Below are 22101 nucleotides of genomic sequence, written 5' to 3' on the forward strand. Positions count from 1 at the left end.
ACGGACCGATTAACATAGCCCAGCCCGAAAGGGCTGGGTACAAATGCCATCAGGAAGCCTCGGTCCAACGGACCGATTATCGGCGGCTTTTCTGTTCTCCGAGACATATCGGACATATCAACCCATGCCACAATCACATTCCAGATTGTTCGTTCATCTAATCTTTTCGGTCAAAAATCGTGATTCCTTGTTGGACGAGTCGATTCGTAATGAATTGCATTCAGTGTTGGGAGGCATCCTCCGGGACATCGGTTCACCGCCGGTCATCATCAATTCCGTCGAAGATCATGTGCATTTGTTGTTTCTCCAGTCGAGAACAGATTCGATTTCGGAAATTGTCAACAAGGTGAAAACCAACTCAAGCAAGTGGATTCGTAGTGTGTCCCCCACCCTTAAAGATTTTCATTGGCAGAATGGTTACGGGGCATTTTCAGTGAGTCAGTCAAATGTCAAAAGTGTTGCCAAATACATCGAAGAGCAACGGGAGCATCATCGGAAAATGACATTTCAGGAAGAGTATCGGGACTTCCTGAGAAAACATGAGATTGAGTTTGATGAACGGTATGTATGGGATTGATTTTGGCTGGTGGTTGCGCTTGCGGCCCTGACGGACCTTGGGCCGATAATCGGTCCGTTGGACCGAAGTTTCTTGATGGTATTTGTACCCAGCCCTTTCGGGCTGGGCTATGTTAATCGGTCCGTTGGACCGAAAAAGCCAAGAGGGAATCGAGCCTTTGAAAAATGCTCGACGCCAAGGATAAATCATCGCATCCCGTTGATCGTCTCAATGGTCCGCTCATCCTTGATGAAGAAATCATTCCAGTTGCCATAGCTGCCAGCGGTTCCTTCCAGATCGTATTCGGCGCTGACCAGGTCGCCGATGTAGCCTTGGAGTTCGCGGTTGGCGAACGGGTTAGCCCGGTGGGTGGCCAGTTCGCTGGCGAAGTTCAACAGGTCGTACACCCGGCAGCGGACCGGCAGGGTTCGTTGCTTCTTCACGCTCAGGACATCGGAACTGGTCAGGCCGTAGAGGCGGCTCACGTCGCCGGTCATTTTGTGGAAGGCGTGCATCACCGGGGTGTCGTCGGAGAGGACATCCGTGCCCGAACCGCCGGTCTGGCTCAGGTTGTTTGTGATCTGCATCTTGGCGACGATTTTGTATAGTTGATTCGCTTCGTTCACCGAGGCCCACGACTTGGAGGAAGACTCGAAGCGTTGGTGCAGGGCCGAGAAACCTTCCTCGTTGTTAAAGCCTTCCACCGCACGTTCGAGGGCGAAGCCGGCGCCCTTGGTTCCCTTGCCGCAGTTCAACTCGCTGCGGAACACCGGCGTCATGGCGACGGCGCCGTTGGTGCAGATCAACCGCATCATGGCGAGGTACACGGCCGGGCGGCCGAAACCGTCGATGGGGGTGTCGATCACATACTTGCTGCGGAAGTCATCCCCGGCGATTTGCACCGGCACATCGTGCCGAAGTTTGTGGGTGCTGCTGACGACGCCGTTGGTGTATTTGTGCCCTTCGGCCCCGTGGCGATTGAGCAAGTCCTTCAATTCCTTGTAGTTGATAACCGCTGAGTTTGGCGAGGTGACGGCCAGCAGTTGGTCGGCCTTGCCAGTGCGGTCGATGCAATAGCGGATCGTGTCGTCCGGGGATTTTTCGCTGATCCGGGTGAAGACCTCGGCATGGCCGAAGTATTTGAAGATGTTCGGCGTGAACCCGAACCGCATTTGCAGGCTGGTCCAGAAGCGGTTGGTCGTCTTGAGTTCCTCGCCATGCAAGCCAAGAGACTTGACTTGCTGCCGACCGTTGATTCCGGCTTCGGTGTTCAAACGCAGATCTTTGAGCCGGCAAGTTCCGTAGTCGAATTTCAGGGCCACCATGTGCGGATCCTCCTCGGGGGCCACGATTTTCGCGGCCGGTTTTGGGAATAGTGTTTGTGAACAGGGAGTTTTTCAGACGATCGAAGGTTCGTTGCGGCGATGGCGACGGGCAAGGGCTTGCCGCTTCTTCACGAACTCGGGCAGGTCAACCCGTTGGGTCGCCAGCGCTTTCAACACATTTTGGCTCACCCGCTCGATCATCGGATTGAGGGTGAGGGATTTCCAAGAACCGTGTTCCCACGCATACTGGGAAACGGCTTCGGCCGTGCGGGTGAACGGCCACGGGCTTTGCTGACATTGAACGATTTGCTTGACCGGCAAGTCGGCGAATTTTCTCAACACCCGGCCGCACATTTGGACGGTGACGGCCTTGGTGGACGGTCGGCAGAAGACGGTCTTCAGGGAGGGGCAATCGAACCCCTCGGCCAGCACCATGCAGTTGATCAGCATCTCGGCATCGCCTTTTTCAAAGGCGGCCAGTTGGGCGTCGCGATCGCTCGATCCGGTGACCACTTCCGAACGCACCCCGGCGGCTTCAAGCAGGCGTTGCAGTTCTTCGCATTGGCCGAGCGTGTGGAAGTAGGTGATCGACTTGCCCCACTTGGCCCGGTCGCTCAGGTAGAGGTTGGCGACGGCCTTCGGCGAATGTTGCGGGACGGTGTAATGGTCGAACTTGCTGAGGAAGCCTTCTTGAATCAGTTGCCGGATGCCGGCGTCGCGGATGACTTTGTCGAAGCAGAGCTTCATCTTGTCGGCGCGGAAGGGGGTCGCCGAGAGGCCGAGGATGAACTTCGGCCGGATGACACTGTGCAGGTGGGCCATGCTATTGGCGGCATCATGCTGGGCTTCGTCCACCACCAGCAGATCGAGATTCTTGGGCGGGTCTTTCTCGAACATGGAGATGAATTCAACCTTCACATTCATGCCGCGTTCGTCGATTTCCTCGGCTGTTTGCGTCAGCAGGTTTCGCCGCATGGCGATCCAGCCGACTTTGAGGCCAAGTTCTTGTTGCAACCCCCAGGCGCTCATCAGGCCCATGACCGTCTTGCCGCTGCCGGTGGGGCTTTCGATGAGGACAGACCGCATCTTGCGGTTGAGGAACATGTCCCACACTTTTTCGACGATCCGGCTCTGATAAGGCCGGGGTTCGATTTGCGTGTTGGCGATCAGTTCGGTGACGCGGAGCATGTGAACCGTCCCTCGTCCTTGGGTGACCATCTTGGGGGTTTTGTTGGGGTGATTTTGCCATCGGTTTCCCCAAATCACAATGTCGGTAGGAGACAAAAATTTCCGAAAAAAGTTCACGCGGGACTTGCGGAGCAGGCCGGGATGTTTTGACGGTGCTTGACACGCCTTTCGATAAAATCAACCACACCTATTCGCAAGGAAGCCCAAATGACGGAAGACGACTGGCTGAACGGCGATGACTGGCAGGGAATGCTTGCCTTTATGAGAGGAAAATTATCCAAACGAGAACACACTCTTTACGTGTGCGCCGGACTTCGCCAGATATGGGATTTGCTCTATCACGATGACTCGCGAATAGCTGTTGGCATGGCTGAACGAGAAGCAGACGGGTGGAAGCCAGACAAGGATGAGGGATTTCGTTATTGGCTTCGGGCAGAAGAGGCAACATATTGTGATATGTACTGCAATCCGAGATTGATCATCGAACTAAAGGGAAACGGAAACCATTATTCGGCAGTAGAGCGTTTGCTTGAACTGAAGGTCTTCGCCGAATCAGATATTATTGTCGGGGAAGAGCAGATCGGTGATCATCAGATGATCTCTCGCCTGTCCAATGCGGCCCACATCGCTTGGTACTGCCTGTACAAATTTGAGGATGGCGGGTTTAACAATCAGCTAACTGATCGCCTGATGAGGGAATCGCGGTGGCCGGGTGTTTGGCTGATTCGTGAAATTTTTGGTAACCCGTTCCGAAACGTGATGATTCGCCCCGAATGGCTTGCGTGGGATGGTGGAGCCATTCCCGCCATTGCCGAAGGCATTTACGACGAAAGAGCATTCAACCGCCTCCCCATTTTGGCCGACGCCTTGGAAGACGCGGGTTGCGATGAGGCGGCGATCCTCGATCATTGCCGCCAACCGGGAAATCATGCCCGAGGTTGTTGGGTGATCGATTTGCTGTTGGGGCGACGATAGCGTTGCGAACTGGCATGGCGGCTCCGCATCTCCCGTGGTACACCACAAACACAGGTTTGACGGGTGGTTGAAGGCCGCCCCGGTGTTCCCGCGCGTAAGGAATCGCACGATGACAAAGCCCGCAGTGGGTGTGTTTGTTCTTTGCGTGGCGGTGTTTCTGGCCAATGGGCGTCCGCTTCCCGAGGTTGATTGCGTCGCGGCTCCGTACACGGCTTGGTCGCTTGTGCGACATGGCTCCTATGACCTGCGACAATATCCCGAACTGGATCGTTTTCTGGGCGCCGGGGTTCTGGAACGGCCGGACGGGGGCCGGTTTTCGATGCGCCCGCCGGGAAGCGCGTTCGCGGCTGTTCCGGCGATGCTCCCCTTTGCTTTGTTCCGCGAGACTCCGTTGCGGGACATCAACATGCTCAACTTGGGCAAGCTGACGGCCACTTTCTCCGTGGCGGGAGCGGCGGTTTTCTTTTTCCTTGTCTGTCGGCGGTTGGCTCCATCGGCCGCGTGGCCGGCGACTGTTTTGTTTGCCTTCGGAACCTGTCTGTTTAGTGTCGCCAGTCAGGCGCTTTGGATGCACGGGCCGGCTGTTTTTTGGCTGTGCGCCGCGTTGTATCTGTTAACCTGCCCGGAGTGTGAGCGAAGGAACTATCGGCTGGCGACGGGGTTCTCCCTTGGCATGGCCGTGCTGACCCGGCCCACGACGGGTTTCTTCGTGGTGGCCACGCTGGTGGATTTGCTTGTCCGGCGGCAATGGCGGGCCGCTTTTTGGGTGAGCATGGGGGGAGTGATTCCCGCGATTGTGTTGTTTCATTATCAATGGGTGAATTTCGGCAGCCCGCTGGTCGGCGGGTACAAGGACGATAACTGGGAAGAGTCTCCGCCCCTTTGGCTGGGGTTGGGCGGCCTGTTGGTGGCGCCTTCTCGCGGCCTGTTTGTTTATTCGCCCGCCTTGCTGCTGGCGTTGCCCGGCGCCTGGATGCTGAGACGCCGGGGCGAGGAACCGCTCGCCGGGGTTCGGGGGATGTTGCTGGCCTGGCTGGCGGCCTCGGTGGCCACGCTGCTGTTTTTCGCCCGCTGGTACGACTGGCGAGGGGGATGGTGCTACGGTCCCCGCTTTCTTTGCGAGACGATGCCTCTGATGTGCCTGCTCTTCGCATTTGCCTATGCGAAACTGCGGAACAACTGGCAGCGCGGGTTCGCCATCGGTCTGATCGCAGTGTCCGTCGGTGTCCACTTCCTCGGCGTCTTTGGCTACGGCGGTTACGCTCCCTGGCAGGTACGCCACATGTTGCCGGACCAAGGTCGTTGCTTGTTCTCCTTGGAGGACACTCAGATCGAAGCGCATGTCCGCGACTTCTTCGATCAATTGACCCGGTCGGGCCGATATCGACGCTGAATGCCGACCGTTTTCATCAATTTTCCCCGGAACCGTCCCCCCCATTCTCAGGGTTGAGGTTCTGAATCAACATCAAGTCGGGGACATCGCCCCGGCGGGGAGGCATTTTCGTTGGCCCCTTGCGGAAAATGTCCGGCGGGATAGGAATCACATTCACCGGCTTTTTCCCGCCCCGAACCGCACGTTCAACCCACGGAAGCCTTCGCCATGATTCGTGCTGTCCTTCCCGCCATTTCCGCGGCGCTGATTTTCTCCTCCCTGCTTCGGGCTGATGTCACGCTTGTGGACAACGGCCAGCCGAAGTGTGTCATCGTGGTCGATCCGGCTGTGATGGCGGCAGACAAGCCGGTCAACGGCTTAAAGTTCCCCGAGGCGGAGGCCGAGCGGCAACGCCAGCGATTGCGGGAGTCCGTCAAAGACCTCGCCCTCTATCTCGGCAAAATCAGCGGCGCGAAGATCGAGACGGTGACGGCCGCTCCCGGCCCGGAGGACAAGCGGATTCCCGTGCTGGTTGGCGCGCCGGCCGTCAAGGCGTTTGGCCCGACGACCAAGAATGTCCTTTACAAACAGGGCTTTCGGTATGTCGTTTCGGCAAAAGGTGTCGGCCTCTCCGGCGAATCCGATCTCGCGGCCAGTTATGCGGTGTACGAACTGCTCGACCGGCTCGGTTGCCGATGGTTTATGCCGAGCGAAATGGGTGAGGTGATTCCCTCCGCGAAGACCATCACATTGGAGGAAGTCGATCTGTCTTCCGCTCCGGGGACGCATTATCGTGGTCTTTGGTATGCCGACGAGGATTACAAACGCCGCAACCGTCTCGGCGGCTTGTTGCTCTCGGCCGGTCACGCCTTGGAAATGTACGTCACCAAGGAGGAACGCGAAAAGCATCCCGACTGGGTGGCCGAGATTGGCGGGAAGCCCAGCCCGAACCGGTTGCGCTGGAGCAACGCGGGGCTGGCGGATTCTCTGGCGGACAAGTTGCTCGCCATGAACGCGAAAGACCCGCAACCATCGTATTCCCTCTCCCCGGATGATGGCTCGGATTGGGATGAATCCAAGGAGGACAAGGCTCTCGACGCCGGAGACATCGACCCGACGTTTCAACAAACCGCCCTCGCCGACCGGTTGATGGTGCTGACCAATCGTGTTGCCGGGAAGGTGGCGACGAAGAATCCGGATGTGTTGTTCGGCATGCTTGCCTACGCCCAATACACCCGCCCGCCCGTCCGCGAGAAGGTTCATCCAAGCATTGTGCCGCAACTGGCCCCGATCACGTATAGCCGGGCGCATCCGATGACCGATGACCGGGTGCCCGGCAACAAAGACCTGCGTTATCTCATCGAAGGCTGGGGCAAAAAATCGAAGATGACTTCCATGTATTACTATGGGTGGTTTCTCGCCGAACCCTCGGCGCCGAATCCGATGCTCACGAAATGGGGCGTCGATGTGCCCGCTGCGTTGGCGAATAATTGCAAGTTCTGGCAGCCGGAAACGATGCCGAATTTTGAGACCTCCATGCACGCCCTGTACATGGGGGGCCGCCTCGCGTGGGACCCGACGATCAAGCCGGAAGATGTCTATGCGGACATCAACACCAAGTTTTACGGCAATGCCGCCCGCGAGATGACCGCTTATTGGAAGCACATCGACGACGTGTGGGTGAACACCCCCGAATACTCGGGATGCGGCTTCGCTTATCTGCGGCGCTGGACACCGGAACAAATGAAGAAGGCCCGAATCCTGATGGATGCCGGAATCGCCGCCGCCAAAACACCGGCTGAAAAGCAGCGAATTCAACTGGCCGATGATTCGTTAAAGCTGTTTGAACTGTTCATGAAATTACGGCTTGACCAAGCCGAGGGACGGTTCGCCACGCTGGGCGAAGAAGCGGCCGTGTGGCGAAAGCGGGTGGTCGAACTTGGGGAGAAATACAAGGACCAACACTGCTTCACCCGCGTGGGTTGGACGCCGAACACCGTCAACGGGTCGTATTTCGGCCAGTTTTATCAGCAGACCTATGACGATGCCGAACGTCTGGCGAAAAACTTCGACATCCTGACGAAAGCCCCGGCCCGGCAATTCCGCTATCAGGCCGTCGCCGACAACAAAGGCGAGGCCGCCGGTTGGGCGAAGCCGGAATTTGACGACAAGGCGTGGAAGACCACCGACGTATGCGTGGATTCGTGGTCCACGCTTGGTTACCACGACCACTTTAAATCGATGTGGTATCGCACGGAAGTGAATCTCCCCACGGTGCCGAAAGGGCGCCGGGTTTCCCTCTGGCTCGGCAGTTTCGACGGCAGTGTGAAAGTGTTCGTGAACGGCCAACTTGTCAAGCACACCGACACGGCCGGCAAATCAGCCGACGAGGTGACGGGATACTGCCAGCCGTTTTCCTACGACATCACCTCCGTCGCCAAACCGGGAGCGAACACCGTCGCCCTGTTCTGCACACGAAAAGACTTCAACGAACTCGGCACCGGCGGCTTGCTCGGCCCGGCGGTGGTCTATGCAGAAAAGCCGCTGAGGTGGGTTCCCGCCACCGCCCACGCGGTTCCCAAGGAAACTGCCACGGAGGGGGAGGGCTATTTCTCCATCATTGAGGGGAAGAATGGCCGGTTGTATGTCGGCACCCATGCCAACGGCATGAATTCTTGGTTGGTGGAGTTCGATCCGGCGACGAAGAAGATGAAGATCGTCGTGGACTGCCACAAAGCCATTGGCACGGATATCAAAGGCTTCGGCTCGCAGGCCAAAATTCACACCCGCAACAATGTGGGGGCGAGCGGCAAAATCTATTTCGGCACCAAGCAAGGCTACCCGAGCAAAACCGAAAAGCGCGAAGACTATCCTGGCGGCTATCCGATGGTTTACGACCCGGTGACTGGCGAAACGAAAGTCTACCCGATCCCGGTGAAGCATCACGGTATCAACAGCATCATGCCGGATGAATCACGCGGAATCGCTTACATCTCCACTTGTTCCGATGGTCGGCCGGGGCCAGGTGAAAGCTCTGTCTTCTTGGTTCTCGACCTGAAAACCGGCAAATACAAAGAGCTGATCGACACCAAGCATATTTACGGATTCATTGTGCTGGACAACCTCGGCCGGGCCTATCATCCGTTGCTCGGCGGTGAGATTGCCCGCTATGATCCGAAGACCCAGAAACTCGACCGGCTGAAGCAAACCATCGACGGCAAGGCCCCGGCTCCGGACCAGCATTTGGCCGACCAGCCGAGCGGCCACCCGATCAATTGGGATGCGTCGCCTGACGGCAAAACACTGTACTGTGTGCCGATGAGCGCCAATCAACTGATCGCCTACGACCTGACCGCCACCGGTGACACTTTGCCGGGCCGTGTGTTGGGGCCGCTGGTGGGTTCCGCGAAATCCACGGATTGCCGGGCCATGTGCGTCGGGCCGACCGGGGAAGTGTGGGCGTCCGTCACCGAGTCCAATGTCTTGGGCATCAGCCTGCACCATGTGGTGAGTTACAAACCCGGCGACAAGATGACGCGGGATCACGGGGCGGTGTCGATCAAGAACCCGGAATATATTCTCAAAGACCCGGCTGGCAAACCGCTGCCCTTTCACGGCGGCACCATTGAGATGCCCGATGGCGTGGTGACCAGCCGGCATGTCACCCTTGGAATCTGCCAGACGAAATCCGGTTCCGTGTGTGTGTTGATGTTGTTGCCGTACACGGTGCTGGAGATTTCGCCGGAAGCGTTGAAGTAAACCCGAATCCCCGGAAGGATCTCTCCATGTCTGTCTCCCGTCCCCGCGTGCTGGCCGACCTCCCCGTTGGCCCGGCCGTGTTACAACTTCTGAACGACCGGGTGGAACTGGTTCCGTGGTCGGCCGCCCAAGAGCCGGGGGCGGCCGGGATCACGGCCATCTACACCTACGGCCATCCGGTGGTGAACGGCGAGTTGCTCGACCGCCTGCCGGGTGTTCGCTCCATCAGCAACTTCGGCGTGGGGGTGGATCACATCGATTTGAAAGCCGCCGCCGCCCGGAACATCCCGGTCGGCAACACGCCGGGCATTCTGGACGGGGCCACGGCCGACATGGGCTTCGCCCTGTTGTTGGCGGCCGGGCGGCGATTGGTCGAAGGGGATCGTTTTGCCCGAGGGCCGGAGTTTTTGAAATACGATCCCTCCCGCTATCTGGGGCGGGAAATTCACCATGCCACGCTCGGCATCATCGGCATGGGCCGGATCGGGATGCAAGTCGCCCGTCGGGCGGCCGGGTTCGACATGACCGTGATTTATCACAACCGCCAGCCCCGCCCGGAGGCCGAGCAAACATTGGGGGTGCGATATGCCTCTCTTGAAGAACTGCTGAAAACGGCCGATTATGTGATCCTGACCGTGCCGCTTTCTCCCGCGACGCGCGGCCTGATTGGCCGTGCCGAACTGGCCCTGATGAAACCGACCGCCAGCCTCATCAACATCGCCCGAGGAGCGGTGATCGATCAGGACGCGCTGGCCGAATGTCTCCAAGCCCGTCGCATCCACGCCGCCGCACTGGACGTGACCGACCCGGAGCCATTGCCTCGCGACCATCCTCTGTTGAAACTCGACAACGTCATCATCACCCCGCACTTGGGAAGCGCCACGGAGCAGACCCGGCAGCGCATGGCCGAGATGTCCGTGAGCAATCTAATCGCCGGATTGGCGGGCGAGCCGATGATTTTTGTGCAGTGAAAAATCACGTGGCGAGCGGAAAGAGTGAGCCAGTCGGAGATCAGAGTACTCCGCACGCTCCGCGTGCGGATGGACTTCCCCTGTGGTTAGACGATGAAACGAGTCAAAATCTCAACCGCACGCGGAGCGTGCGGAGTACTCTGATCTCCGACTGGCTCACCCTTGGTCGATTCCGACCATGTGTGACAGGATGCCGACTAGCTTCGGCAATTCGCGGATGTGATATTCACGCTGGTCGAGACGCACCTCGGCCTGGCCCAATTTCATGAACCGCCAGAGCGAACCGGAGGTGACGGCGCCGAACACGGGCAGCTCGGGCGATCCTTCGTTCGAGTTGAAGAGCCGGGCGGCCACCATGGCCGCGACACACTGCCCCAAGCCGGCCTTCAGGTTGTCGTTTTTGGCCTCGGCGATCACCGCGACCGGGCTTTCCAAAAACTGCTGCTCCGGCGAGCGGGACAAAATGAAATCGCAATACCCCGCCAGCCCGCGGGTCGCATCCACGGAAAAATCGATTCCCGAGAAGATGCTGAAGCGGTGGTCGAGTTGTTTCCGCAATCCGGCGAATAGCGGGGCGATCACCAGTTCGGACCGTGCCTTTTCCGTGTTGATGGCGAGGGCCAGCGGAAGAAATTCCTTGAGAATGGCCGTCAGCAGATCGCTTGGCTGCCGTTCGGGAACATCCCCGAACAAATCCGGTGTGTCGATGAGCGCCAACCCGAATCGGTCGAGGGTGTCCCTCAGACTGAATTCACTGTAAGCCACGCGAAACACTCCTCTTCTCAATGCCGCTGACGTTATTAGCTTATCATCCTTCCGAACTGCGGTTGACACGCATTGAATCGTGAATTATTCCCCAAACATTATCGGGGGGTAAGATCATGAATTCGCGATTGCTGGTGGTCGCCTGTGTGGCGATGATTTCGGGGTTGTCGGGCTGCGCGTCGGCCCGTGTTGTCCGGTCTGATTCGGCATCGGTCGTCGTGGCCGTGCCAGACCAGACCAACACTTGGCCATTCCGCTATCAGGACGAGGCGCAGAAAGTCGCCGGTCAGTACATCAAAGATCCGGTGTTTAACGGAAGTGTTGTGCGGGTGAAGGTGGGCGAATCGATCACCAACACCCAGAACACGGATCGCCGGGATTTGGGCGGCCAGAACAACAGGCCGAAGATTGGAGAAGTCACCTCGACTTCCAGCACCACCTCCATGCAGGATACGTATGAGTATCATCTGACATTCGTTCCACGCGCCGCGTCATCGCCGCCGATGCCGGGGGGCCAGCCGTTTAATCCGGCCGGAACGCCCGGGCCGATTCAGCAAACCGGCGGGGTGCAAACGCCGCCGTTGGGTTCCGCCCCGCGACGGGATAATTCGGACCCGCGGATTCCGCCGCCGATCAACCCGCCGGGCAACACTCTGCCGGCGAGCTTCCCGAGTGCGGGCTTGCCGAATCGTTGAGATTTGTTGTCGGCCAAAATGGAACGAGCGGTGACACGACAACCAATTGCGTCGTCGTGTCACCGCTCGTTCTTTCTGTTTTTCGATGACGGCCGGTTCCGACCTTTATTCGCGGGACGGCGCGCCCGAGACTGGCGTTCGGCCTCCGCATCTCGTTCCCGCTCTTGTTTCAATGCCCGCACAAATTCGGGGTGAATGTTCAATAGCGTGATCGTCTGGCTTGTGATGATCTTGGGCTTGATCATTCCAATTCGCAACACCAATGCAAATGCCAGCCACGCCACCAACAAGGTTGCCCCGCCGCCCCAGATGAGGGTGGCGAAGAAATCCTTGTCCTGTTGCTGGTGCGCTTCGGAATAAAGTTCGATTCCCACGATCAGCAAAACGGCCAAAAACCCCAGAGCAAGCCAAGTCCAGAGTTTGCGATTGGCCCAATGCCCCTGATGCCGGTCGCACATGGGTGATTCAATCACCATCCGTTTGGTCATGATTACGCCCGCGACCAGCGCGATCATCAAACCCAGAAACGCCAGCCAGATCACCCAAGATGGATACCACGAGAATTGCCTTCTGACGGTCGTGTTGGCGATTGCGCCACATTTCAGGCAGACCATCGGCAACAAGTCGTTGCGGCATTCATATTCCGTCAGGGTGACCTTGGGCATCGTGGGCGAACTCCGGGCTTCTCGGGCGTTTCGTTGGCTTCATTCGTCATCGTGCCATGAGTCGTTCTTCTTTTTCTTTGGCGGAGGCCGGTCGTCGTCCCGGTCACGGAAGTTCTTCGAGGGACTGCGTTTCCTTTTCGACCGGTTGTGATATTCTTCGTCGGCCGCCCGGTCCTCTTCCAAGGCTTGCACGAAATCGGGATGAATGTTTGTCAGCGTGATGTTCCCGAGCGTGATCTCCGTTGGTTTGATCATCCTGGACCGCAAGACAACCAAGAAAATCCGCCAGGCGATGAAGGCAAATACCCCGACACCGCAGCCAAGGCCGATGATTTCGCCTTCGTGCTCTCCGTGAGCAAAGGCGGAAATCAGGCCGAAGCAGACAAGCTCGAAGATGATCAAAATACCGAAGCTAATCAATGCCCGCAGTCCGATTTTGAGCCAATGCTTCTTGTGGTCTTCGCACATCGGAGCCCGGACATCCATGAATTTGAGAAGGGTCAGCCTCACGATGGCGCCGACCGGCGGGCACATATACCTGAGGGCCGTCGTCCACGGGGGATACCAACTGAACTTTCGCCTCACCCGATCACCGGCCGGTTCGCCGCATTCCATGCAGACATCCGGGAGCAGGTTTTTTCGACACTCATATTCCGTCAGGGTTACCTTGGCCATCGCCATCACACTCCGCGAGTCTCGGACGTTCCTTCAGCCTTATTCGTCGTCGTCGTCGTCCCGCCGGTCGAATTTTTTCTTCCTCGGCGGGGGCTGGTCGTCGTCATCCTCGTCAGCCGCCCGGTCGTCTTCCAAGGCCCGCACGAACTCGGGATGCACCTTGACCAGTGTGATCTTCTTGTCAGTGATCAACGTCGGCTTGATCATGGTGCTTTGGAAAATCACCACCAAAATCAGCCAGGCGAGCAGCCCGAACACCCCCCCCCCGCAGATGAGTCCGGTGAAAGAGTCCTTGTTGGGGCCGTTTTCGACGGCGCCAAGGATGACAATCCCGCCGATGCCGAGGACGGCCAGAATGCCAAAGGTGATCAGCGTCCACATCGTTCGTTTGGACCAGTGATCTTTGTGCAGGTCGCACATCGGCGCCCGGACCGACATTTTCTTGGTGAGAATCAGGGCCACGATGGCCGCTACCAGCACGCCCGCCAGCACGAGAACCATCACCCACGGCGGATACCACGAAAAATTTCGCTTCACCCGTGTGTCGGCCGGTTCGCCGCATTTCATGCAGACGTCCGGCAGCAGATTCTTCCGGCACTCATATTCCGTCAGTGTTACCTTGGCCATTTCGTCACACTCCGCGAGTCTTGGGGTCCCAAATGAATTTGTGCATCTGCAATTGAAAGCGAACATTCAGCCCGGTTTCGAGGAGCCAGGCGGTCAGGTCGTCGAGTCGGACGCGGTCGAACACGGCGCTGAGCAACACGATAAAACGGGTGTCGAGTTGATGTTCGCGGATCGTTTGAACGGTCCAGTCGAAGTCCTTCCGCGAGGCGATCACGAATTTGATCTGATCGGTCGGCTTCAACACATTCAAATTGGCCCAGTTGTTCCGTTCGCATTCGCCGCTGTCGGGGCACTTCAAATCCATGATGACATGGACGCGCGGATCGACCTCGGAGACGTCCTCGGCCCCGCCGGTTTCCAACAAGATGGTGAAGCCCTCATCCGCGAGTGTCGCCATGATCGGCAACACCTCTCGTTGAAGCAATGGCTCTCCGCCGGTGAATTCGACGAGCGGGCAGCCAAACGCCCGGATGCGTTCCAGCACGGTTTCCGGCGAGAGTGGTTGCCCCTCGGTGAAGGCGTGCGGCGTGTCGCACCAAGAGCAGCGCTGACCGCATCCGGTGGTGCGCACGAAGACACACGGCAGCCCGGCGAAGGTCGATTCCCCCTGAATGCTTTTGTAAATCTCGTGAATCAGGAGCTGGCCGACGGGTCGGGCTTCCAACACGCGAAGACGTTGAGGCGGATACTTGGCGATCATTCCCCGTCACTGGCTTGGGTCATCTGAACAATCTGGAGATTGTAGCGAATCGGCCCGGAATTTACCCCGCTTCATGCTCCAGCCGCTTTTCGACACAGTTCCGCAAGGCCGCCTTGATGCGTTTGATGCGGGCATACACCGATTGCACGGTATGCCCGAACTTTTCCGCCAGCAATTCCGCGTCACCGAGTTTCGGGTCATAACGGGAGATAATCAGCCGGCGGCTTTCCGGCGGCAGGTGATCGAGACACGCCTTCAGGGCCAGTTGCCGGGGGTTGGCGGGTTCGCGTTCGTCCAGTCGCTCGGCGGCTTCGGCGAGGGCGCGCACCAACTCGGGATCAAAAACTTGTTCCTTCAAATGATTACGACGATGAGCCAGCACCCGCCGCCGGGCGATCTCTCTGGCCCACGGCAAAAAACCGGCCTCGTCCCGCAGTTGCCCGACTGATTCCATCACGGCCACCGTGGTGGTTTGCAGGATGTCCTCGGCATCCGCATGATGCCGGACACAGGCGAAGATGTAGCCGTACAGGGTCGTCCGGTGCTGCATGAGCAGCCGGGCCATGTCCCCTTGTTGAATGCCTCCGGCCATTCGCGGTTGATGCTCCGTGGGCGGGTCTCCCCTCAGCCTATACTGGATGAAACCCCGACGCCAGCGTCCGGGACCGGAGAAACCATCATGAGCGAAGTTCCCGCCAGGCCCGTTAATCATTTCATGCGGCGGTTTTTCCCCGCGTTGGTAATTCTGATCGCGGGTGCCGTGCTGGTGGCCATCGCCAACTGGCCGGGCAATCAGGCGGATGCGTCGTCCCTCAACATGGGAAAAATGTTGACGGTGATTATTGCCCTGATTTGCCTTTTTGTGTGGGGAATGCGATTCTCCGGCTTGAAACGCCTGCATGTGTTGCTTGCCACGCTCGGGGTCTTTCTGGCGTTCTTCGCGTGTTTCAAAATCCCGTCGATGGATGGCCGGTTTTTCCCGATTATCGCTCCCCGGAACTGGGTGCAGGATCTTTTCCTCGGCGGCAGCCCCGAAACCATTCTGGAAAATCACCGTATCAACACGCCGAAGGCTGATGTTCCGGCAAAATTGGAAATTCAGGAGAATGATTGGCCCGAATATCGGGGCGGCGGCCGCGACGGCATTGTGCGGAAGACAACCTTGTCGCCGGATTGGGGAAAGAACCCGCCCAAGGAACTTTGGCGGCAACCCATCGGCGGCGGCTACGCGGCCTTCAGCGTGGCCAACGGTTTCCTGGTCACCATCGAACAGCGACGGGACGAGGAAGCCGTGGTTTGTTATCAGGCATCCACCGGCCGCGAAGTGTGGGTGTGCAAGTGGCCGACGCTTTTCAAAGAACAACTCGGCGGCGACGGCCCTCGGGCGACGCCGACGATTGCGCACGGGGATGTGTTCGCCCTTGGGGCCAAGGGTCGGCTTGTGTGTGTGGACGGCAACACCGGCACGGAGAAGTGGGCGGTCGAAACGTTGGAGAACAATCAGAACATTCAATGGGCGATGAGCGGTTCGCCGCTCGTTGTCGATGATCTGGTGATCGTGAATCCCGGCGCCCAGAACGAAGAGAGCAAGGGCAAGGCGGTCCGGGCTTACAACCGCAAAACCGGGGATTTCGTTTGGGCCACGGGAACGCGCCCCGCCGGATATTGTTCCCCTGAATTGGCCCAAATCAGCGGCCAGCGAATGATCCTGATGCTCGACGCAACCGGCCTCTCCGGAATCGACATCGTCACCGGAGCCGAACTCTGGCGGTTCGGCTGGCCGACCTATCAGGGGATCAACGTCGCCCAACCGCTGGTGATTGGGTCGAACCGCGTGTGTGTCTCGTCCGGTTACAACACCGGCGGCGTGATGCTGGAGGTGACCCAAGGCGACGGCGGCAAATGGAATGTCAAAGAAGTCTGGCGCACCAAGACGAGTGTGATGCGAAGCAAGTTCATGTCCCCCGTGGTTTACGAGAACCATGCTTATGGGCTTAACGATGGCATCATGGAATGTGTGGACTTGAACACTGGCAAGCAAGTCTGGAAGGATGAACGCACCGCCAAACGCGGCGAAGCATACGGCCACGGCCAAATATTGCTCGTCCAAGACTCGGGGTTGATTGTCGTCCTCACGGAATACGGCGAACTCGCCTTGGTGCGGGCCACGCCGGAGAAGTACGAGGAGCTTGGCCGTATCCAAGCCCTGAAACGCGGCAAGAAAACCTGGAACAACCCGGCGATGGTTGGGAACATCATCTATCTGCGAAACGAAGAAGAAATGGCGGCTTACGAGTTGGCGAAATGAATGACCGCCACGCGCATCGTGAAATCCGTGAAGCCGCGACGCGGAGTCTTCGGAGCGGAGCGCGGGCTGAAACCCGTCAAACGATTACTCATGTTGGCAATGAATTCGGACAGGAAATCCGCGCTCCGCTCCGAAGACTCCGCGTCGCGGCTTCACGGACGCTGAAAGTGGCGAGGCTGTTCTCATCCACCTTTCGTTATCTTTATCCCGCAGTTCCCCCAAAATCTTGAGCTTGCGTTCCTTCTCCGTCGGCGTTATTGGGGGATTGATTCTGGAGGAGGAGCCGCCATGTCGAAACTTCCGGTTGTTGGTTTGTGCGTGTTCGCCATTGGCACGGCTGGTTGCGTGTCCCCGGATGGCAAGACGGAAATGCCGTGGGACACCATCTCCCGTCGGCTGGAACCGGAGCGGGAGCCGGTCCAGGGACCGATCGCTTCCACCAAGGTAGCCACACGAGTGCATGCCATCGGCGCTCAATTGACCGCCGCCAATCCTGGAGAGTTTTCCACGAAACCGGTGTTTTCCACCATTGGTCTTTCGGAATCGATGGTGTTTTCCACAAAAGATGGCCAAATAGTCATTAGCGAGGGGTTGGTGAATCGTTGCACCTCGGATGATGAGATTGCTGCCCTGTTGAGCGCGGAACTTGGAAAGATGACCGCCACTCGTTTCAGAGACAGTGTCCGGTCGGAAGACGTGCCTCCGGACCCGCATCTGACTTCCGATGTGGTCGGTTCGGGCAATACCCCGGACATGACCCGGCTGGCCGAGGCGGGGCTACTGAACCGTCACTCGCCCCCCCCGCGAGCGCGTCGTCCCGCCGCGGATTGCCCCACGCCGGACACGGCGGTGCTTTCTCGCAGCTACCTCAAGAAAGCTGGTTTTGATCCAGAGTGTGTTCAAAGAGTCCAGCCCATGTTGAAGGAAGCCGAGGAGAATGCGGACAAACGCGGAAACCTCATGCAGAGTCGCTGACGCTTGCCGACCGCCGGATTCGGGATATCGTGTGGGCAGGTTCCCCATTCATTTTCACTCTCCCGAGTCTCGGCCATGAAACTGTCCCGGCGGTTATTTGTCTCGTCCCTCGTCGCCATTCTCTGCGGTCTTGGCGGCTCCTGTAGCAAAAACACCGGCAAGGTGAAGGTCGCCGTGGTGACCAACAACCCGGCCGAGTTCTGGAGCATCGCCGAGAAGGGCGCCAAGGACGCCGGGGAAAAGTTCGGCGTGGAAGTCATCTTCCGGATGCCGGAAAAGGGCGAGGCCGGGCTGCAACGGGACATCGTCAACGAAGTCGTCCGGCAGGGGATCAGCGGCCTGTCCGTCAGCGTCATCAATCCCGAAGAACAAACGCCGGACCTGAAACTCATCGGCCAGAAAATCAACCTCATCACGATGGACAACGACGCCGAGGGAACCGGCCGCCTTTGTTACGTGGGCACGGACAACTACGACGCCGGCAAGTCCGCCGGCCGGTTGGTGAAGGAAGCCATGCCGCAAGGGGGCAGCATCGCCATCTTCGTCGGCAACATGACCTCGCTGAACGCCCGGCAACGCTTCCAAGGTGTGGTGGACGAACTGGCCGGGGAAAAGGACGCCAAAGGCCCGGTGTATGGCAAGTATACTCTCTACAAAGGGGAGGCCATCACCGACTCGATCAACAATCAGACGGCCCAAGACAACGCGAAGGATGCCCTCGAAAAGATGTCCGGCACGGAAAACATCTGCATGGTCGGGCTGTATGCCTACAACGCCCCGATGATCTTGCAGGCGGTGAAGGCCAAGAAACTCGCGGGCAAGGTGAAGATTGTCAGCTTTGACGAGGACGCCGCCACGCTTGACGCCATCCAATCCGGCGAGATTTACGGCACGATCGTGCAAGACCCGTACAACTTCGGCTTTAAGTCGGTCGAAATCCTCGCCGAGATCGCCCGGACCGGAGACAAGAGCAAGTTGCCCAAAGACGCCATCCCCGTCCGCGTGATCGTCAAGGAGGGGGCCAAAGACCCCGTGACCGGCCGCGACCGCATCGGAGCCGCCCAATTCGCGGCTGATTTGAAGAAGCTGGTCGGGAAGTGAGATCGGGCCGCTTTGCCCGGCGTTGATGTGCCGGGCCGACTGGAAAATCGCCATTACCGGGCGGATTGATTGGCCATGTCCTGACCCGCGAAAGTGACAAATGGCCCGGAGACGATCACCTCATATCCGTCCGGGCCGCATAGTTCCTCAATCCGGGCCAGCAAATCCTTGTCGGGGTCTTGGTCGGCAAAAATGCCAAGGACGTAATCGTCCGGCAGGCTTTTTAAACCGGCCGGCCGGTTCCTTCGCATCACGCCGTACCCCGAGATTCCGTCCAGTTCGATCAAGGAACTGCCGGCCCGGTCTTCGAGGTTTTGGGCGCTTTTCAAATCCATCAGGTTTGAACCCCTGCCATCATTTAGGATACTCAAAAGTCACAATCAAGCGAGTCGAGAACAGCCTTGATGGGAGTGGCGATCGTCACCCGGTTGCGACCTGTCGAACCGGCGACGACCAAGGCCACCGCCTCGGTCGTCCCTTGTCGCAGTACCACCGCCCCCGAATCGCCCGGCAAACCAAAGACTTGAGTGGCATTGTGCAAACCAATCCCGACATGGCGTTCGTACACTCGCACTGGCCCGGAGGACTTGTCCGTTTTGAACGTGGCGGATGGAACGTCAATCCGGCCAGTGGTATGCTGGGTGGCCGCCCCCCATTTTTCGACAACCAGCCCTGAGAGACAATCCTCGGCTCCGGACGGGTGTCTTAATCCGGCGCCAATGACTGTCGTGGCGGTCGGTTCCAGCCTGGCTGTCGCGGCGTCAATGGTCACCCCGTGGATTCGTCGGTACACAACATTGTTTACCCAAGCAATGATGTCGGGATTGGGCTGTGTCGCAAACCCCGGTGGCTGCCAGACAGAAATTCCCACATTCTCCACCACATGGCCCGCCGTCAAAAGATAGGCGGCCTGATCGTCGGGATTCCGGGATTTGACGAACGCCCCCAGTGTTCCGGGCGGCGAGAGAACCTTCTGCCCCTGCTGGTCGCCACGGTTGATCGACTGGGCGTATTCCGCGTTGGCAAATGTTTGGAAGGGGCCTGTTTCAACGACATCCGTGGGCCACTCTCCCGATCCCACCCGCTCCGGCAGGCGATCTTCAGGCCCGATGAGCGAGAGCGGAAATTTTCTGTTGACAAAGAAAGTCACTCCCCACTGGCCGGTGGGTTCGCCACGCGAGTATTTTTCGGCCATTCCGATGCCGACAATATTCTCCCGCCAGACGGGGGTGGGCGACCAAAATGGTGTCGGTGAAGCGGAGTCTTTCGGTGAATCAACCACCAGATATCGCTGCCAAAATCTTTCGTAGTCATTGAGCAAACGGTCGTGATCGGTTGGAATTAATTTTGGCAATGTTCGTCGGGGGGTTGCGTATCCCGATGGGGTCAATTCGGGCAATGGTCGTCGAAGGTTCCAGTCTTCTGATTCCCGCGTTGAAGGCTGTTTGCCAAAGATCGCTGATCTTGCGGCTGCATTTATTTCTTGAAGACAGACGTTCAGACGAAAGTTGCGTTTTGAAAAATAGTGTGGTTCCCATAATCTCAGATGTGTGTGGTCGAATGTGCAACCAATAATTCGCGATCCATAAAAATGGGATCCATCGAAATTGCAACGTCTAAAAACCACATTTGTCAATTCGGCAAGAAAAAATTCGGATCTGCCAAATGTACTGTCCTCAATCATTGAAGAGGTCAATATCGCATAGTCGAACGAGGCCCTCACGGTCGATGCAAGAATTCTTGCCCCCACCAAGTGAGTGCTTAGGAAATTGGCCCCTTCCAACCGACATTTGGCAAAAGTGGTGCCAGTGAGATTTGCCAGATAGAAGTTCCCGCTCTCGATAGCGGTGTCCTCAAACACCGACTTGTCAAGAGTGGCATCAGTGAAATTGGGGGAAATGAGAGTGCATCGTCGGAAAACGATTCCCCCCAAATCCAAGTATGCAAAATTGGGCGATTCCAATCGCACATCGACAAATTCGGCCCGACGCCCTTCCGGGTTCTCTGCATCGTCCAGCCACTTTTGGTGGGCGGCGACTATGGCGTCGATTTGTTCCTTGGAAATCAACTTTTCGGAAGGTTGCGAGGCCGGTTCGGACATGGGGCATTCCTGAAAGGAGCTATTGGGGCCTTATTGGCCCGGAGATTTCCACCCGGTAGGGATGACCGTCCAAGTCCGCCGGGAGGACGGCTTTGGACTTGAGGTTGTCCTCAGTCAGAAAGACGGTGATTCCAAACGAGTCGTGAGAGGTTTTCTCGACGCCGACGCCGATCACGCCGGGGAGTCGCATCAGATCGCGGGAGAATTTTCGTTTGACCGCGTTCGCATCTGTTTCGCTCATCGTCGATTCCCTCCTGCCGCCGACTAAGCCAGTTGGACTCCCAAGGCGGTCAACGCTTTGTCGATGTGATTCGCGATCGTATGGGTGGCGGAACCCGCGAACAGCAAACCCACCGCTTTGTTCGTGCTTCGCTCCAGGATCAACGATCCCGAATCGCCGGTGTCCGAAAATCTCAGGCCGTCCAGCCCCCTGATCACGATCTGGTCCGCGAAGAAAACCGTGCCGATGTTAAACGGCAGGTTCACGTCGGTGTTGATGCTCGTCACCCGTCCGACGGTGTAGCGTGTTGTCCGGCCGTATTTATGGACGAGCATGTCATGGACGGCGGCGGCGGTTCCGGTTGGAGCGCCAATCTTCAAGATGTCCTTCGTCCAGCCAATGCCGTTCCGAATCTTGGCCACGGCCGCATCAACCTCATTATTCCCCTCCAACTTGTACGGCACAACCCCGGAAAGATCGGCCACATGATCTTGGGGGACTTGTCCGCCGTCCAGCAAACCCGGTTGATAGATGGGCGCTCCGATCGGCAAGCCGCTTCCCTCCTGATCAGTGCGCTCGTTGGCCAGCACATGGTTGTTGCTCAGGATGCAGACTTTGCCGTTTGAGTCGGTCACCGCTGCCCCGAAGGTTCCCGCCATGTGAAGATCCGGCTGATCGGGAAAGACAAATCCGACGGATGATCCGGGGGCGATTGGCCGATGCTTCGTCCGGGGATCGGGCAAACGGCCGGCGGCTTGCGGAACCAACAACCCGACTTCCTCCACATCCGTGGGCATCCCGGAGACGGTTTTGGGCAACAGTTGTTTTTTCTTCAACAACGAAGCATCGATCTTGCGTTGCACAAAGAACTTCACCGCCATGACGCCAGTCGGTTTGCTCCCCTCCAGCATTTCGCCAATGCCAACGCCGACGACGTTAATCTTGGGGTCGGGATTGACGGCGGCCGAAAACAAGCTGATTCCTTGTGGCCGGACCACGTTCGACCTCAAAAATTTGGCGGATAATTCTCGTTTGGCCTCAATCAAATCATTGGTCGAGCCGGCCGCCAGCGCGGCCATGTCGAGAAAATGGCCAGCCGGTGATGGTTTTGGGGAAGGTGTAT

Annotated in this window: 21 protein-coding genes and 1 pseudogene; 9 read left to right on the top strand and 13 right to left on the bottom strand. The window is 58.1% G+C overall.

Annotated elements, in window-relative coordinates; all coding sequences use genetic code 11:
- Window positions 1-124: 124 nt before the first annotated feature.
- Complete coding sequence (tnpA, locus tag BGIM_RS0143795) at window positions 125-577, top strand: IS200/IS605 family transposase (RefSeq protein ID WP_029631925.1); 453 nt, start codon at window positions 125-127, stop codon at window positions 575-577.
- A 185-nt stretch (window positions 578-762) separates the two neighbouring features.
- On the opposite strand, the gene BGIM_RS55735 is transcribed toward tnpA, so the two are convergent.
- Both BGIM_RS55735 and BGIM_RS0143805 read right to left on the bottom strand, forming a co-directional pair.
- On the bottom strand, window positions 763-1881 hold the full coding sequence (locus BGIM_RS55735) for a hypothetical protein (protein ID WP_020475917.1): 1119 nt from the start codon (window positions 1879-1881) through the stop codon (window positions 763-765).
- 72 nt (window positions 1882-1953) lie between these two features.
- Window positions 1954-3069, bottom strand: coding sequence for a DEAD/DEAH box helicase (locus BGIM_RS0143805; RefSeq protein WP_162136351.1), 1116 nt, complete (start codon window positions 3067-3069; stop codon window positions 1954-1956).
- Between the two features lie 207 nt (window positions 3070-3276).
- Here BGIM_RS0143805 and BGIM_RS67625 point away from each other — a divergent pair, with 207 nt between their 5' ends.
- The 4 genes from BGIM_RS67625 (at window position 3277) to BGIM_RS0143830 (ending at window position 10146) form a co-directional block, all read left to right on the top strand.
- Window positions 3277-4044, top strand: a complete 768-nt coding sequence (locus BGIM_RS67625; RefSeq protein ID WP_020475919.1) for a hypothetical protein — start codon at window positions 3277-3279, stop codon at window positions 4042-4044.
- A gap of 109 nt (window positions 4045-4153) precedes the next feature.
- Window positions 4154-5437, top strand: coding sequence for a glycosyltransferase family 39 protein (locus tag BGIM_RS0143815; RefSeq protein ID WP_020475920.1), 1284 nt, complete (start codon window positions 4154-4156; stop codon window positions 5435-5437).
- A gap of 207 nt (window positions 5438-5644) precedes the next feature.
- On the top strand, window positions 5645-9175 hold the full coding sequence (locus BGIM_RS0143825; RefSeq protein ID WP_020475922.1) for a DUF4838 domain-containing protein: 3531 nt from the start codon (window positions 5645-5647) through the stop codon (window positions 9173-9175).
- A gap of 26 nt (window positions 9176-9201) precedes the next feature.
- Window positions 9202-10146, top strand: coding sequence for a 2-hydroxyacid dehydrogenase (locus BGIM_RS0143830; RefSeq protein WP_020475923.1), 945 nt, complete (start codon window positions 9202-9204; stop codon window positions 10144-10146).
- Between the two features lie 156 nt (window positions 10147-10302).
- Here BGIM_RS0143830 and BGIM_RS0143835 read toward each other — a convergent pair whose 3' ends face one another.
- A complete protein-coding gene (locus BGIM_RS0143835; protein WP_040892174.1) occupies window positions 10303-10911 on the bottom strand; it encodes a hypothetical protein in 609 nt (202 codons plus the stop codon).
- A 116-nt stretch (window positions 10912-11027) separates the two neighbouring features.
- Between BGIM_RS0143835 and BGIM_RS0143840 the strand changes: the two genes are divergently transcribed.
- Window positions 11028-11606 carry a hypothetical protein gene (locus tag BGIM_RS0143840; RefSeq protein WP_020475925.1) on the top strand — a complete coding sequence of 193 codons (579 nt, stop codon included), beginning with the start codon at window positions 11028-11030 and terminating at the stop codon, window positions 11604-11606.
- A 59-nt stretch (window positions 11607-11665) separates the two neighbouring features.
- Here BGIM_RS0143840 and BGIM_RS0143845 read toward each other — a convergent pair whose 3' ends face one another.
- From BGIM_RS0143845 to BGIM_RS64205, 5 genes are all read right to left on the bottom strand, one after another.
- Window positions 11666-12271, bottom strand: coding sequence for a hypothetical protein (locus BGIM_RS0143845; RefSeq protein ID WP_020475926.1), 606 nt, complete (start codon window positions 12269-12271; stop codon window positions 11666-11668).
- Window positions 12272-12310: 39 nt separating this feature from the next.
- Window positions 12311-12946, bottom strand: a complete 636-nt coding sequence (locus BGIM_RS0143850) for a hypothetical protein (protein ID WP_157369894.1) — start codon at window positions 12944-12946, stop codon at window positions 12311-12313.
- Window positions 12947-12985: 39 nt separating this feature from the next.
- Window positions 12986-13573, bottom strand: a complete 588-nt coding sequence (locus tag BGIM_RS0143855) for a Coa1/Tim21 domain-containing protein (protein WP_020475928.1) — start codon at window positions 13571-13573, stop codon at window positions 12986-12988.
- Between the two features lie 4 nt (window positions 13574-13577).
- On the bottom strand, window positions 13578-14273 hold the full coding sequence (locus tag BGIM_RS0143860; RefSeq protein ID WP_020475929.1) for a radical SAM protein: 696 nt from the start codon (window positions 14271-14273) through the stop codon (window positions 13578-13580).
- Between the two features lie 61 nt (window positions 14274-14334).
- Window positions 14335-14865 (bottom strand): sigma-70 family RNA polymerase sigma factor, encoded by a 531-nt coding sequence (locus BGIM_RS64205; protein ID WP_020475930.1) that lies wholly within the window; start codon window positions 14863-14865, stop codon window positions 14335-14337.
- Between the two features lie 87 nt (window positions 14866-14952).
- Between BGIM_RS64205 and BGIM_RS55745 the strand changes: the two genes are divergently transcribed.
- The 3 genes from BGIM_RS55745 to BGIM_RS55750 all read left to right on the top strand — a co-directional run bounded on the left by BGIM_RS55745 (window position 14953) and on the right by BGIM_RS55750 (window position 18657).
- Complete coding sequence (locus BGIM_RS55745; protein ID WP_020475931.1) at window positions 14953-16581, top strand: PQQ-binding-like beta-propeller repeat protein; 1629 nt, start codon at window positions 14953-14955, stop codon at window positions 16579-16581.
- A 288-nt stretch (window positions 16582-16869) separates the two neighbouring features.
- A complete protein-coding gene (locus BGIM_RS0143880; protein WP_020475933.1) occupies window positions 16870-17556 on the top strand; it encodes a M48 family metallopeptidase in 687 nt (228 codons plus the stop codon).
- Window positions 17557-17631: 75 nt separating this feature from the next.
- The gene (locus BGIM_RS55750; RefSeq protein WP_020475934.1) at window positions 17632-18657 is read left to right on the top strand and encodes a substrate-binding domain-containing protein; all 1026 of its coding nucleotides are present in this window, start codon (window positions 17632-17634) and stop codon (window positions 18655-18657) included.
- Between the two features lie 53 nt (window positions 18658-18710).
- On the opposite strand, the gene BGIM_RS0143890 is transcribed toward BGIM_RS55750, so the two are convergent.
- The 5 genes and pseudogenes from BGIM_RS0143890 to BGIM_RS0143905 form a co-directional block, all read right to left on the bottom strand.
- The gene (locus BGIM_RS0143890) at window positions 18711-18992 is read right to left on the bottom strand and encodes a hypothetical protein (RefSeq protein WP_020475935.1); all 282 of its coding nucleotides are present in this window, start codon (window positions 18990-18992) and stop codon (window positions 18711-18713) included.
- A 32-nt stretch (window positions 18993-19024) separates the two neighbouring features.
- Window positions 19025-19939 (bottom strand): S1 family peptidase, encoded by a 915-nt coding sequence (locus BGIM_RS67630; RefSeq protein ID WP_238537833.1) that lies wholly within the window; start codon window positions 19937-19939, stop codon window positions 19025-19027.
- Between the two features lie 273 nt (window positions 19940-20212).
- Window positions 20213-20758: pseudogene (locus BGIM_RS68540) on the bottom strand (pentapeptide repeat-containing protein); the annotation flags it as partial.
- Between the two features lie 19 nt (window positions 20759-20777).
- Window positions 20778-20999, bottom strand: coding sequence for a hypothetical protein (locus BGIM_RS0143900; protein ID WP_020475937.1), 222 nt, complete (start codon window positions 20997-20999; stop codon window positions 20778-20780).
- Window positions 21000-21022: 23 nt separating this feature from the next.
- Entirely contained in the window at window positions 21023-21976 is a 954-nt protein-coding gene (locus BGIM_RS0143905; RefSeq protein WP_157369895.1) for a chymotrypsin family serine protease, read from the bottom strand.
- Window positions 21977-22101: the final 125 nt, after the last annotated feature.

It is taken from the genome of Zavarzinella formosa DSM 19928, assembly GCF_000255705.1.
Classification (GTDB): Bacteria; Planctomycetota; Planctomycetia; order Gemmatales; family Gemmataceae; genus Zavarzinella; species Zavarzinella formosa.

Coding starts and splice junctions, on each gene's coding strand:
- BGIM_RS64205 (WP_020475930.1), bottom strand. CDS start 14,865: ATGGCCGGAGGCATTCAACAAGGGGACATGGCCCGGCTGCTCATGCAG.
- BGIM_RS55750 (WP_020475934.1), top strand. CDS start 17,632: ATGAAACTGTCCCGGCGGTTATTTGTCTCGTCCCTCGTCGCCATTCTC.
- BGIM_RS0143890 (WP_020475935.1), bottom strand. CDS start 18,992: ATGGATTTGAAAAGCGCCCAAAACCTCGAAGACCGGGCCGGCAGTTCC.
- BGIM_RS0143850 (WP_157369894.1), bottom strand. CDS start 12,946: ATGGCCAAGGTAACCCTGACGGAATATGAGTGTCGAAAAAACCTGCTC.
- BGIM_RS67625 (WP_020475919.1), top strand. CDS start 3,277: ATGACGGAAGACGACTGGCTGAACGGCGATGACTGGCAGGGAATGCTT.
- BGIM_RS0143805 (WP_162136351.1), bottom strand. CDS start 3,069: ATGCTCCGCGTCACCGAACTGATCGCCAACACGCAAATCGAACCCCGG.
- BGIM_RS0143815 (WP_020475920.1), top strand. CDS start 4,154: ATGACAAAGCCCGCAGTGGGTGTGTTTGTTCTTTGCGTGGCGGTGTTT.
- BGIM_RS0143825 (WP_020475922.1), top strand. CDS start 5,645: ATGATTCGTGCTGTCCTTCCCGCCATTTCCGCGGCGCTGATTTTCTCC.
- BGIM_RS0143830 (WP_020475923.1), top strand. CDS start 9,202: ATGTCTGTCTCCCGTCCCCGCGTGCTGGCCGACCTCCCCGTTGGCCCG.
- BGIM_RS0143880 (WP_020475933.1), top strand. CDS start 16,870: ATGTCGAAACTTCCGGTTGTTGGTTTGTGCGTGTTCGCCATTGGCACG.
- BGIM_RS55735 (WP_020475917.1), bottom strand. CDS start 1,881: ATGGTGGCCCTGAAATTCGACTACGGAACTTGCCGGCTCAAAGATCTG.
- BGIM_RS0143855 (WP_020475928.1), bottom strand. CDS start 13,573: ATGGCCAAGGTAACACTGACGGAATATGAGTGCCGGAAGAATCTGCTG.
- BGIM_RS0143845 (WP_020475926.1), bottom strand. CDS start 12,271: ATGCCCAAGGTCACCCTGACGGAATATGAATGCCGCAACGACTTGTTG.
- BGIM_RS0143860 (WP_020475929.1), bottom strand. CDS start 14,273: ATGATCGCCAAGTATCCGCCTCAACGTCTTCGCGTGTTGGAAGCCCGA.
- BGIM_RS55745 (WP_020475931.1), top strand. CDS start 14,953: ATGAGCGAAGTTCCCGCCAGGCCCGTTAATCATTTCATGCGGCGGTTT.
- BGIM_RS0143900 (WP_020475937.1), bottom strand. CDS start 20,999: ATGAGCGAAACAGATGCGAACGCGGTCAAACGAAAATTCTCCCGCGAT.
- BGIM_RS0143840 (WP_020475925.1), top strand. CDS start 11,028: ATGAATTCGCGATTGCTGGTGGTCGCCTGTGTGGCGATGATTTCGGGG.
- tnpA (WP_029631925.1), top strand. CDS start 125: ATGCCACAATCACATTCCAGATTGTTCGTTCATCTAATCTTTTCGGTC.